The 11,967-nt window shown below is 67.4% G+C and carries 14 protein-coding genes; 9 read left to right on the top strand and 5 right to left on the bottom strand.

Annotated elements, in window-relative coordinates:
* The first annotated feature begins 6 nt into the window (after window positions 1-6).
* A complete protein-coding gene (locus ACWFRF_RS12325) occupies window positions 7-381 on the top strand; it encodes a DUF742 domain-containing protein (protein ID WP_056818578.1) in 375 nt (124 codons plus the stop codon).
* Window positions 362-964 carry a GTP-binding protein gene (locus tag ACWFRF_RS12320; RefSeq protein ID WP_174551063.1) on the top strand — a complete coding sequence of 201 codons (603 nt, stop codon included), beginning with the start codon at window positions 362-364 and terminating at the stop codon, window positions 962-964. Before ACWFRF_RS12325 ends, ACWFRF_RS12320 begins: the two co-directional genes overlap by 20 nt.
* A gap of 76 nt (window positions 965-1,040) precedes the next feature.
* Here the strand turns inward: ACWFRF_RS12320 and ACWFRF_RS12315 are convergent, their stop codons facing one another.
* Both ACWFRF_RS12315 and ACWFRF_RS12310 read right to left on the bottom strand, forming a co-directional pair.
* Window positions 1,041-1,574: a hypothetical protein gene (locus ACWFRF_RS12315; protein ID WP_378990481.1), complete on the bottom strand. Its 534-nt coding sequence runs from the start codon at window positions 1,572-1,574 to the stop codon at window positions 1,041-1,043.
* Window positions 1,571-1,849 carry a helix-turn-helix transcriptional regulator gene (locus ACWFRF_RS12310; protein ID WP_364578900.1) on the bottom strand — a complete coding sequence of 93 codons (279 nt, stop codon included), beginning with the start codon at window positions 1,847-1,849 and terminating at the stop codon, window positions 1,571-1,573. Before ACWFRF_RS12310 ends, ACWFRF_RS12315 begins: the two co-directional genes overlap by 4 nt.
* A 106-nt stretch (window positions 1,850-1,955) precedes the next feature.
* On the opposite strand from ACWFRF_RS12310, the gene ACWFRF_RS12305 reads away from it, so the two are divergent.
* Together ACWFRF_RS12305 and ACWFRF_RS12300 are read left to right on the top strand one after the other, a co-directional pair.
* Window positions 1,956-3,467 carry a carboxyl transferase domain-containing protein gene (locus tag ACWFRF_RS12305; protein ID WP_378990480.1) on the top strand — a complete coding sequence of 504 codons (1,512 nt, stop codon included), beginning with the start codon at window positions 1,956-1,958 and terminating at the stop codon, window positions 3,465-3,467.
* A gap of 101 nt (window positions 3,468-3,568) precedes the next feature.
* Window positions 3,569-4,423, top strand: coding sequence for an aldo/keto reductase (locus ACWFRF_RS12300; RefSeq protein WP_378990478.1), 855 nt, complete (start codon window positions 3,569-3,571; stop codon window positions 4,421-4,423).
* Here the strand turns inward: ACWFRF_RS12300 and ACWFRF_RS12295 are convergent.
* Window positions 4,404-5,585, bottom strand: coding sequence for an NAD(P)-binding domain-containing protein (locus ACWFRF_RS12295; protein WP_452449975.1), 1,182 nt, complete (start codon window positions 5,583-5,585; stop codon window positions 4,404-4,406). The genes ACWFRF_RS12300 and ACWFRF_RS12295 overlap by 20 nt on opposite strands.
* 32 nt (window positions 5,586-5,617) lie before the next feature.
* Here ACWFRF_RS12295 and ACWFRF_RS12290 point away from each other — a divergent pair, with 32 nt between their 5' ends.
* From ACWFRF_RS12290 to ACWFRF_RS12270, 5 genes are all read left to right on the top strand, one after another.
* Window positions 5,618-6,346 carry an enoyl-CoA hydratase gene (locus ACWFRF_RS12290; protein WP_387446412.1) on the top strand — a complete coding sequence of 243 codons (729 nt, stop codon included), beginning with the start codon at window positions 5,618-5,620 and terminating at the stop codon, window positions 6,344-6,346.
* Window positions 6,346-7,479 carry an MBL fold metallo-hydrolase gene (locus ACWFRF_RS12285; RefSeq protein WP_379316791.1) on the top strand — a complete coding sequence of 378 codons (1,134 nt, stop codon included), beginning with the start codon at window positions 6,346-6,348 and terminating at the stop codon, window positions 7,477-7,479. The genes ACWFRF_RS12290 and ACWFRF_RS12285 overlap by 1 nt, the downstream gene beginning before the upstream one ends.
* Before the next feature lie 27 nt (window positions 7,480-7,506).
* Entirely contained in the window at window positions 7,507-7,752 is a 246-nt protein-coding gene (locus tag ACWFRF_RS12280) for an antitoxin (RefSeq protein WP_301904870.1), read from the top strand.
* A gap of 48 nt (window positions 7,753-7,800) precedes the next feature.
* Window positions 7,801-10,083: an ATP-dependent DNA ligase gene (locus ACWFRF_RS12275; RefSeq protein WP_452449972.1), complete on the top strand. Its 2,283-nt coding sequence runs from the start codon at window positions 7,801-7,803 to the stop codon at window positions 10,081-10,083.
* Window positions 10,084-10,160: 77 nt separating this feature from the next.
* On the top strand, window positions 10,161-10,331 hold the full coding sequence (locus ACWFRF_RS12270) for an antitoxin (RefSeq protein ID WP_379318498.1): 171 nt from the start codon (window positions 10,161-10,163) through the stop codon (window positions 10,329-10,331).
* Window positions 10,332-10,536: 205 nt separating this feature from the next.
* On the opposite strand, the gene ACWFRF_RS12265 is transcribed toward ACWFRF_RS12270, so the two are convergent.
* Window positions 10,537-11,178, bottom strand: a complete 642-nt coding sequence (locus tag ACWFRF_RS12265; RefSeq protein WP_379220223.1) for a cysteine hydrolase family protein — start codon at window positions 11,176-11,178, stop codon at window positions 10,537-10,539.
* Window positions 11,179-11,229: 51 nt separating this feature from the next.
* Entirely contained in the window at window positions 11,230-11,886 is a 657-nt protein-coding gene (locus ACWFRF_RS12260) for an ammonium transporter (protein ID WP_452449970.1), read from the bottom strand.
* Window positions 11,887-11,967 lie beyond the last annotated feature (81 nt).

Below are 11,967 nucleotides of genomic sequence, written 5' to 3'. Positions count from 1 at the left end.
GGTGGGATGGACATAGACGATCACCGCATGGGGAGCGCCGAGCCCAGCCTCGTCCGCCCGTACTCCTTGACTGCCGGCCGCACCAGGCCGGCGGTCGAGTTGGCGCTGGAGGCACTCGTCGCATCGCATCCGGTCGCCATGGAGCGGCAGTACGAACTGAACAACCTCGAAACGTCCATCGTGGAGTTGTGCAGGCAATCGCCGTCCGTTGCCGAGATAGCTGCCCAGCTGTACATCCCGATCGGGGTGGCCCGGGTACTCGTAGCCGATCTGATCGAGGCCGGCCACGTCCGGGTTTCGGCAACTTTGAAAGACGATTCCAGCGACGATGAACGTCGCGAGCTGATCGAAAGGGTTCTCAGTGGACTCCGGCGTATTTGATTCGACGGCGCAGGTCGATACCCGCACGGCCAAGCCGACTTCGGCGAAGATTGTGGTCGCCGGCGGCTTCGGTGTGGGTAAGACCACGATGGTCGGCGCGGTGTCGGAGATCGTTCCGCTGCGCACCGAGGCGTTGGTCACCAACGCCAGTACCGGAATCGACAACCTGACCGGTATTCCGCAGAAGTCCACCACCACGGTGGCGATGGACTTCGGCCGTATCAGCCTCGCCGACGACCTGGTCCTGTACCTGTTCGGTACGCCGGGCCAGTACCGGTTCTGGTTCATGTGGGACGACCTGATCCGCGGCGCCATCGGCGCCGTGGTGCTGGTCGACACCCGCAGGCTCGAAGACAGCTTCGCCGCTGTCGACTACTTCGAGGCCCGCGGACTGCCGTTCCTGGTGGCGCTCAACGAGTTCGACGACGCGCCGAAGTACCCGCTCGAGGACATCCGCCAGGCCCTGGCGGTTCCCGCCGACGTGCCGATCATGTCGATCGACGCCCGTCGCCGGGAACCGGCCAAGCAGGCCCTGGTCGCCTTGACCGAGTACGCGCTGCGCAAGGTCATGCAGGGTTACTGAGCTCGCGTCTCTGCACCGATGGACGGGGCTGCTGCGATGAAGGCCGCAGCCCCGCTCTTCGTTCAGGACCAGGGTTTCAGGACTCCGGTTCGGGATCGGGCCGGGTCCAGCCGAGGATCATCGCCGGTGCACAGCCGCCGGCCATGATCGTGGCCAGCATCATCAATCCGCCCGCGTAGGCGATGCGATAGGCGTCGGCCTCCGGTGAGAACGCGCTGCCGAAGATCAGGTATGCCAACGGTGCCATGGTCAGCGACTGGGTGAGCGCGAGTCCCGCCGAGCGGGCCTTGTTGCGCTCGGAGATCTCCAGTTCGTCGAGCATCTGGTCGGGTGCGTGATCCTGGCCGCCCGAAGCGATCCGCAACATCGTCCAGCTCGGCAGGAACACCAGTGCCGACACGAGCGCGACCCCTGGCGCCCCGAACAGGTCGAGCGCGCGCATCACTCCGGCGACCGCGATCCCGAGCAGCGCGATCGTCACGATCACCACGAGAATCCGCCGTCGACGCAGCGACCGCCAGCTCTTCAGCATCCCCGCTGTCCGTTGTTCCTGCACGAGCCAGCGCCGGACCCGATAGTTCTGGTAGCGGTCGATGAGCGTGGTGGTCATGGCGTCTCGCCTTTCGTGCGTGGGTAGAGCTCGGCCGACAACGGCCCGAATTCCTTGCGGGAGAACACGACTTCGATCGGTAGCGCGAACACATCGCAGATGCGCATCGCCAGATCGAGACTCGGATAGTGATCGCCACGCTCGAGCGCGCCGATCGTCTGGACATTCACGTTGACGGCCTCGGCAAGCGCCGCCCGGCTCATCCGATGCTCCGCGCGCAACACCGCGATGCGATTGAAGATCGGCAGGGTTTCCCCTCGTCTGACTGGGCTCACCTAATGAAGTGTTGTAAAAACACAACATATTGTCAAGATGTCCCAATGCTCTGCTGTGATCTCGTGACTGTGGCCGAACCTGTCCGGCTACGCTCGGAGCGTGCGGATGTCGGCGGATGACTTACTCGGCCAGTTGCTCGACGCGGGCTCTTTCGTGAGCTGGGACCGGGCGCCGATCGAGCCCGCCGTGTCACCGCGGTATCGCCAGGACCTCATCGCGGCGGCCGATCGGGCGGGGACCGATGAGGCGGTGCTGACGGGGGAGGGGTTGTTGCGCGGGCGGCGAGTGGCCGTGATCGCCTGCGAGTTCGCGTTTCTGGCCGGATCGATCGGGGTGGCAGCGGCCGAGCGGATCGTGTGTGCCGTCGAGCGCGCCACCGAACTCGGGCTGCCGCTGATCGCCTCGCCGACCTCCGGCGGCACGCGGATGCAGGAGGGGACAGTCGCTTTCGTGCAGATGGTGAAGATCGCGGGTGCGGTGGCCGTACACAAGTCGGCGGGGCATCCGTATCTGGTGTATCTGCGTGATCCGACGATGGGTGGGGTGTTCGCATCGTGGGGGTCGCTGGGGCACATCACCTTCGCCGCGCCCGGCGCGCTCATCGGGTTTCTGGGTCCTCGCGTGTACGAAGCCTTGTACGGCAGGCCGTTTCCGCCCGGCGTGCAGACGGCGGAGAACCTCTATCGCAACGGTGTGATCGACGGTGTGGTGACGGTGGAGGTGTTCCGGCGGATCGCGCACCGGGCGATGAGCGTCGCCGCAGGCGCTGTCGTTCCGATGACGACCGAGCCGGGTTGGGCTGCGCCGGTGCGTAGTCCGTCGACCCCGTCGAATCCGGCTGCCGGTGCCTGGGATTCGGTGCTCAGTTCGCGGCGGCCCGGCCGGCCGGGCATTCGGGACCTGCTTCGCCATACGACACAACGGGTTCCGCTCAGCGGAACCGGCCGTGGTGAATCCGATCGCACTGTCCTGCTCGCCCTCACCCGGTTCGCCGGTCAACCGTGTGTCGTGTTCGGGCACGACCGATCCGGTCAGGAGGGCGAGCACACCATGGGCCCGGCCGCCCTGCGCGAGGCGCGGCGCGCGATGGTCCTGGCGCGGGAACTGCGGTTGCCGCTGGTGCTGGTCATCGACACCGTCGGCGCCGCCCTGTCCAAGGAGGCCGAGGAACGCGGGCTCGCCCCCGAAATCGCCCGCTGTTTGGCCGATCTCGTCACCCTCGACACCCCGACCGTCTCCGTGCTGCTCGGCCAGGGCACCGGCGGTGGCGCGCTCGCGCTGTTGCCCGCCGACCGGGTGCTCGCCGCCAGGCACGGTTGGCTGGCTCCGCTGCCGCCGGAAGGGGCGAGCGCCATCGTCTTCCGCGATATCGCGCACGCACCGGAAATGGCTGCCGCGCAAGGCATCAGATCGGCTGATCTGCTCGAAGACGGTGTGGTGGACCGGATCGTCGAGGAGTACCCCGATGCCGCCGACGAACCGGTGGCCTTCGCCCGTCGCACGGTCCTGGCGATCGCCGCCGAACTGGCGGCGCTGCGCACCTACGAGCCCGCCGAACTGCGAACGCTGAGGCAGCGCCGATACCGGCGAATCGGACTGGCCGGAGCTGTGTACTGAATCGCGGGCAATCCCCTGACCAGCGCCCCGCTTCTCGGTACGGGGAAACACGCGACGCGCCGTCGTTGACGCCGCACCCAACCACTTCTACCTTCGAGAGGGTGACCTTCCGCAGCGAGAGCAGCCCTGTCCCCACCATCGTGCTCAATGACGGGAACGTGATCCCACAGCTCGGCTTCGGTGTGTTCCAGGTGCCCGCGGAAGACGTCACCGGGGTGGTGGCCGAGGCGTTGAAGGTCGGCTACCGCAGTATCGACACGGCCGCGGTCTACGGCAACGAGGAAGGCGTAGGCCGCGCCATCCGTGAATCGGGGATCCCCCGCGACGAACTCTTCATCACCACCAAGCTGTGGAACGCCGACCAGGGCTACGACAGCACCCTGCGCGCCTTCGATACCAGCATGGGGCGCCTCGGCCTGGATTATCTGGACCTGTATCTGATCCACTGGCCGGTTCCGTCGGCAGGCCGCTACGTCGACACGTTCCGCGCGTTCCAGGCGCTGAAGTCGCAGGGCCGGATCGGCTCGATCGGTGTCTCCAACTTCCGGGTGATCGATCTGGAGACCCTGATCGCCGACGCGGGCGAGATCCCGACGGTGAACCAGATCGAACTGCATCCCACGCTGTCCCAGCGTGACCTGCGGCAATACGACGCCAATCACGCGATCGCCACCGAAGCGTGGAGCCCGCTGGGGCAGGGCACGCTGCTCGGCAACCCCACCATCGTCGACATCGCCGAGCAGCTCGACCGCACCCCGGCGCAGGTGATCATCCGGTGGCACCTGCAGCTGGGCAATATCGTCATCCCGAAGTCGGTCACGCCGTCGCGGATCTCCGAGAATTTCGATGTGTTCACCTTCGAACTCGATGCCGAGGCGATGGAGTCGATCAGCCGCCTCGACTCGGGCAAGCGGGTCGGCGCCGATCCGTCGACGTTCAGTGCCGGTCTGGACTGAGCCCGAGGAAACCGGTCAGCTCGCGGGCGGCCGCCCGGCCCGCCCGATTGGCGCCGATCGTGCTGGCAGAGGGCCCGTAGCCGATGAGATGGATGCGCGGGTCGACGGCCACCTGCGTCGCCAACCGCCCGGTCATGGTGATCCCGCCGCCGGGTCCGCGCAGCCGCAAGGGCGCCAGATGATCCAGTGAGCTGCGGAAACCGGTTGCCCACAGAATCACATCGGCGGCCTGGAAACTGCCGTCGGCCCAGCGCACGCCGGTGGGCTCGATCCGCTCGAACATCGGCAGCCGTCGCAGCGCACCCCGCTCGCGGGCGGCGCGCAAACGGTCGTCGAGCGGTAGGCCCGTCACCGAGACGACCGACCCCGGCGGCAGACCCGCCCGGACGCGGTCCTCCACCAGTGCCACCGCGTCGCGCCCGTCCTGCTCGGCGAACGGCGTTTCGCGCCAGCGCGGCTCCGACCTGGTGACCCATGTGGTGGAGGTCACGAGCGAGATTTCGTCGAGTAACTGCACCGCCGAGATGCCCCCGCCGACGACGACGACATGTTTGCCCGTGAACTCGTCGGCCGTGCGGTAGTCGCGGGTGTGCAACTGGCGGCCCGCGAAGGTGTCGGCGCCCGGATATCGGGGGATGAACGGGTGCTCCCAGGTGCCGGTGCCGTTGATCAGACCTCGTGTGCGAAGAGTGCCCGCGCCCTCGGTTTCGACCTGCAATACCTCGCCTCGGCCCGCGCAGCTCTGCCCGTCGGCGGTCCGATCGCAGACGACTTTGACCGTCACCTGCCGTTGAACCTGCAGGTCGAAGCGCTTTTCGTAGAGTTCGTAGTAGTGCGGCACCGCGCTGGCGGCTCGCGCCGACTCCGATCCCGCCGGCAGTGTCTCGGCGAAGGACATTCCCGGCAGGTCGTGCACCCGGTTCACGGTGGTCAGAGTCAGCGACGGCCACCGGAACTGCCAGGCGCCACCGGGGCCGGGTGCGTGGTCGACGATGCGGAAATCGCGTTCGGGCACCAGCCCGAGCTTGCGCAGGTGATAACCGGCAGAAAGCCCTGCCTGACCCGCGCCGATCACCAGGATGCCGAAATCCGTCCTCGCCACAGCCGTCGATGCTATCGCCTTGCCGGGCGTTGTCGGCGGGCTGTGGCAGAGTGTGAACATCCACGAAATCTGGGAGATTCTGGGGAGGATGCATGCTCGGCGTGACCCGCGATGGTGACGTGATCACCATCGAATTGCAGCGCGAGGAACGGCGCAACGCGCTCAACGAGGACCTGGTCGGGCAACTGCGCGCCGCGATGCTCGACGCGGTGGCGCAGGGTGCGCGTGCCATCGTGCTCACCGGCCGCGGGCCGATCTTCAGCGCGGGCGCCGATCTGTCGGGGGTGTACTCCGAGTCGTTCCTGAGCGGTCTGCTCGACATGCTGCACACGATCGAATCCGTGCCGGTTCCGGTGATCTCGGCGATCAACGGTGGTGCGCTCGGTGCGGGCGTGCAGCTGGCGCTGGCCTCGGATCTGCGGGTGATCGAGCCCGACGCCTATATCGCGGTGCCCGCGGCCAAGCTCGGCATCTCGGTCGATCGCTGGACGGTGTCGCGGCTGGCGGCCCTGATCGGTGGCGGCCCGGCCCGAACGATCCTGCTCGGCGCCGAATCCGTCTCCGCCGCAGACGCTTACGCCTACGGCTTCGCCAACAAGCTCGGCACGCTCGCCGATGCCAAGGACTGGGCCAAGTCCATCGCCGCGCTGGCGCCGCTGTCGCTGCAGGCCATGAAACTGATGCTCAACGACGACGGCACCGGCGATCCGGCGAGCGCGCAGCAGGAAGCCGCGCTGGCAGCCGCGTGGAGCAGCGACGACGCGAAAGAGGGCCGCCTGGCCCGGCAGGAGAAGCGCCCGGCGAAGTTCGTGGGGCGCTGATGCGGATCACACGTCTGGCAGGTTCGCTGGCGAGTACCTTCGGTCTCGCCTGGATGGCCCGCGCGGTGTGGGGCCTGCCCACCTCGATCGGTGCGGGCCCGTCGGCGATCGCGCCGACCGCGATCGGCAAGTCCTCCTATCGCGACGGCCGTTTCCACAACACCGAGCCGAGCTCGATGCTCGCCGCCGGTGCCGCGCCGTCGCTGATCTGGTCGGGACTCACCAAGGGACGTATCGGCCGCCCTGCCAATCCCGTCCCGCTGGTCACCCCCGCGGTTCCCGAGCAGGCCGCCGAGCTCGCGGTGACCTGGTACGGGCACGCCAGCGCCCTGGTGGAACTCGACGGTTACCGAGTGCTGGCCGACCCGGTGTGGAGTGAACGGGTTTCCCCGTCCCCGGTGGTCGGCCCCGCCCGCCTGCATCCTGTCCCCGGCGAGCTGGCGCAGGTGCCACAGGTCGACGCCGTGATCATCTCCCACGATCACTACGACCACCTCGACAAGGCCACCGTCGACGAACTCGTCCGCACCCAGCTCGCGCCGTTCGTCGTGCCCACCGGCATCGGCGCGCACCTGCGGCAGTGGGGCGTGCCCGAATACCGGATCATCGAGCTCGACTGGGGTGGTTCGGTCTCGCTCGGTCGCGATGCCGACGACCGCGGCCTCACCATCACCTGCGCCGAGGCCAGGCACTTCTCCGGCCGCGGGCTCGTCCGCAACACCACGCTGTGGGCGTCGTGGGCGCTGTCCGGCCCGACCAAGCGGGTCTACTTCGGCGGCGACACCGGCTACACCAAGGCGTTTTCCCAGGCCGGCGCGGTGCTCGGTCCCTTCGATCTCACGCTGCTGCCCATCGGCGCGTACGACGAGCGCTGGACCGATGTGCACATGAATCCCGAAGAGGCGGTGCGTGCCCACGCCGACCTGTGCCTCGGCGACGCAGGTTACGGCCTCCTGGTCCCGATCCACTGGGCAACGTTCAATCTGGCCTTCCACGGCTGGTCCGAACCCGTCCGGCGCCTGGTGTCGGCGGCCGCGGATGCGGGTACTCCGGTGGTAGTGCCCAAGCCGGGCCAGAGGGTGGTTCCGAATGACCTCCCACCACGGGATTCGTGGTGGGAAGATGTGGAATGACCCTCCTCGCGAAAGGAACATCGGCAGATGAGTCTCGTGGATACCTTGAAGGGCTTGCTCGGTAAGGGCAAGGTTGCGGTCGAACAGAACGCGGACAAGATCAATGAGGCGGTCGACAAGGCCGGCACCTTCATCGATGACAAGACCAAGGGCAAGTACAGCGACAAGATCGAGAAGGGCAAGGACGCGGCCAAGAAGGTCGTGCCCCCGCAGGCAGGCCCCGGCACTGCCCCCGGCGGCCCCGCTCCGACAGATCCGGGACCCAAGGCCTGATTCGGTGCGCGGGGACCGGTAGAAGGTCCCCGCCGTCCGATCGCGTCGATGGTCCGCCGGGAATTTCGGGGCGCGCCGGGTGAACCGGACATCGAGGTTGAGCTCAGCAACCTCGACAAGGTGCTGTACCCGGAGACCGGCACGACGAAAGGCGAAGTGATCGCCTACTATTCGGCGATCACCGAGGCGGCACTACCCCATCTCGCCGGCCGTCCGGTCACCAGGAAACGGTGGCCGAACGGGGTCGACCATGCCGATTTCTTCGAGAAGAACCTGCCCGAGCACGCGCCCGCGTGGATCCACCGGTCCGCGATCGAGCATTCCAGCCGCCGGGTGGTGTACCCGCTGATCGATTCCGAGGCCGGGATGGCCTGGCTCGCGCAGCAGGCGGCACTGGAAATCCATGTGCCGCAATGGCGTTTCGACGCGGACGAGCGCGGTCCGGCCACCAGGATCGTGTTCGATCTCGACCCCGGCTCCGGCGCGGGTCTGGCGGACTGCGCGCTAGTGGCGCTCGCGGTGCGCGACATGGTCGCCGACATCGGCATGCGGGCATTCCCGGTCACCAGTGGTAGCAAGGGGATTCACGTCTATGTGCCGCTGGATCGACCGCTGAGTTCGGGTGGCGCGTCCACTGTCGCCAAGCAGGTGGCCACCAATCTCGAAGCGCTGCACCCGGATTTGGTGACGGCGACCATGGCGAAGGCGGCCCGCAAGGGCAAGGTGTTCCTGGACTGGAGTCAGAACAACGCCGCCAAGACCACCATCGCCCCCTATTCGCTGCGCGGTCGCGCCGAACCGAATGCCGCCGCCCCACGCACCTGGGCCGAGATCGAGGACTCGGACACGCTGCGTCAGTTACGTTTCGACGAGGTGCTTGCCCGCTGGAAGGCCGACGGGGACCTGCTGGCCGAACTCGATCCGCCGCTTCCCGCCGACCCCGAGGCCGGCCGGCCTACTGCCCGCCGCGATTCCCTCACCAAATACCGCAGCATGCGCGACGCGCAGCGGACTCCCGAGCCCGTCCCAGAGGCGACCCCCGAGCCCGGACCCGGCAATCGCTTCGTCATCCAGGAACATCACGCCCGCCGCCTGCACTGGGACGTGCGGCTCGAGCACGACGGCGCCCTCGCCTCCTGGGCGGTGCCCAAAGGTCCGCCGACCGAGCCGAAACACAATCGGCTGGCGGTGCGCACCGAGGATCATCCCCTCGAATACCTGCACTTCCACGGCACCATTCCCCAGGGCGAATATGGTGCGGGGGAGATGACGATCTGGGATTCGGGCACCTACGTCACCGAGAAATGGCGCTCCGACGAGGTGATCGTCGAACTCGACGGAGAGCGGGTGTCCGGCCGCTACGCCCTCATCCAGACCAAGGGCGACCAGTGGCTGATGCACTACATGCGCGACCAGACCCGTCGAGAGCCCGTGGTGGACACCGGTTTCCCGCGCGGACTGTCGCCCATGCTGGCCACCGCGGGCGAAATCGAATCGCTGACCCCCGTGGACTGGGGCTTCGAAACCAAGTGGGACGGTTTCCGGGTGATCGTCGAGATCCACGACGGCACCGTCACCGTCCGCAGCCGCGCCGGCAACACGGTGACCGCCCGCTATCCGCGCCTGGCTGCCCTCGGCGAGGAGCTGGCCGGGCATCAGGTGGTCCTGGACGGCGAAGCGGTGGTTCTCGACGACGCCGGGCTCTCGGATATCTCGGCGCTGCAAGCAGATTCGGCCCGGGCGGTGTTCATCGCCTTCGACGTGCTCTACCTCGACGGCACCTCGCTGCTGCGGAAGAAGTACACCGACCGCCGGGCGGTGCTCGAGGCGCTGGGCAGATTGTCGCCGTCGATGAATGTCACCGCGCTGCTGGAGGGTTCGGGCGCCGAGGCGATGAAGGCCAGCCGCGCGCAGGGGCAGGAAGGGGTGGTGGCCAAGCGGCTGGAATCGGTGTATCAGCCGGGCAAACGCAGCCAGACCTGGCTCAAGCAGCGCAACTGGCGCTCGCGCGAAGTGGTGGTCGGCGGGTGGCGGCGCAGCGACAAACGGCCGTTCAAGTCGCTGCTGCTCGGCATGCCGCACGAAGACGGCCTCATCTACGTCGGGCGGGTGGGTACCGGATTCGGAGACGAACAGTCGCGTCGGATCGCGGCCGAGCTCGACGGACTGCGGCGCGAGACGTCCCCGTTCACCAACGAGATGACCGCCGACGAACGCCACGACGCGCAATGGGTTACCCCGAAGCTCACCGGGACCGTCCGCTTCCAGGCGTGGACCGATACCGGACGGCTCTGGCATCCCGTATGGGACGGTGTGACGAGCTCGCCATGATGATGCCCACCGTGAAAGCTGCGATGTTGCTACGGTAATCGCGTTGGACCCGGTATCGAATCAACGAGGAGTGCGCGGTGGATTTCAAGAACCTGGCGGGCAAGGCGATGGACCTGGCCGCCCAGCATGCGGACAAGGTCGACGGCGTCATCGACAAGGCGGGTGACGTGGTCGACGAGAAGACCGGCGGCAAGTTCAGCGGCCAGGTCGACTCCGCACAAGACGCAGCCAAGAACGCCATCCGCTGAATCTTCAGCGGCTGGCGCCGCGGGGTTTTCGGCCCTGCGGGCCTCGAATCCGAGGGGCGATACTGAGTCTCTCAGCGGCTGGCGCCGCGGGGTTTTCGGCCCTGCGGGCCTCGAATCCGAGGGGCGATACTGCGCCTTCGGCGTTCCGTCTCGCTCCTCGGATCCGAGGCGGCCGAAAACCCGGTGCTGGGAGTTCGCCGGGCTGTCAGTTTCCGGTCATCAGGGCGGAGATCGTGTCGACATCGGTGACCAGGGCATTGCCCTGGAACGCGAAGTCGTCGTAGGCGCGCGCCATCGCTTCCTTGTCGCGACCGCCGCAGGCGTCACCGATCACCACCGGTACGAAACCCAGATCGGTGGAGTGGGTGACGGTGGGCGCGATGCCGATCTCGAGTGCGACGCCGGCGATGGCGTAGGAGCCGATCCGCAGATCGCGCAGGAGAGTAGCGAGGGGTGTGCCCTCGAAGGCCGACATCGACATCTTGTCGAAGACCAACTCGTCTTCGCGCGGCACCAGCTCGGGCACCAGCTCGAACGAGGGCGTGTCGCGTTGCAGAATGAAGGCCACGTCGTCGACGGATTCGGCGTTCTGCCAGCTCATCAGCAGCCGCATCCCGTATACCCCGGTCAGTCGCCGTGGCGGGAAGAAGTGCCGGAGGAAGATCACCGGATAGCCGCCGCGCCGGGCGGCTTCGACCACCCGCACGACGCGTTCGGTGATCTCCTGGCCGTCGGGCAGCTGGCCGAGAACCCCGACCTGCATGTCGTAGACGATCAGCGCCATTCGGTCGGGCGCGCACAGATCGCCGAGGCTATCGGGAATGTCGAGTCCGTTTCCTTGTCGCACCGACGCCAGTGTAGGCGCCGGTGCGAGGGAGGAATCGAACTGTGGCGCAGACTATTTGGTCTGCTGGGCCCACTGCGTGGTACCTGCCGGCGCCTGGAGGGTGTTGATCAGATCCATGCCCGCGATGACCAGCGCGGGTCCACCGACGATGATCGTGCCGATGATGCCGCCGACGCTGGCGCCCGTGACGAAGCCCGGAATCGCGCCGACACCGGGGATGAGGACACCGCCGACGATCAGGCCGATCACCGCGCCGAGCCCCATGCCGACGAAGCTGCCGACGGCGGTGGCCAGGCCGAAGGTGGATGCGAAGTTCGCCTGTGCCGCATAGTTTTCGGCGGGTGAGGCGACCGGCGTGAGGTTGGGCTTGGCCGCGGCGACGTCCTTCACCGCGGTCAGCTCGAGTACGTGGCCGTCGTCGCGAACCGCGTGCGGCAGCGGGTACTCGAACTTGCCGTCGCGGACCGAGAGTGGCATCGACACGAGGGTGGCGCCTGCTTCGTCGCGGATCTCGACCGTACCGCCGGTGACGGCGAAGGTGCCGTGGGTGAGGGTGGTGATGAGGGTGTTGCCGACGACCTCGGTGCGGTAATCGACATTCGGCGTCACCGGGTCGGCTCCGGCGACTCCGGCTCCCACCAGTGCGGCGGCGAGCACCGGAACAGCGGCCGCGGCGATTTTGCGGATGATCATGTGAACATTTCCCATCTGGATCTCATCAGGTGTGAGTTGCTCGAACAGGCGCCGTGATGATGACTTCCCCCCGAGAAAGTTTCGTGACCGGCGCGT

The organism is Nocardia sp. NPDC055165 (assembly GCF_053606985.1).
Note: the sequence above shows the minus strand (reverse complement) of the source record. Positions and strands in the feature narration are given on the sequence as shown.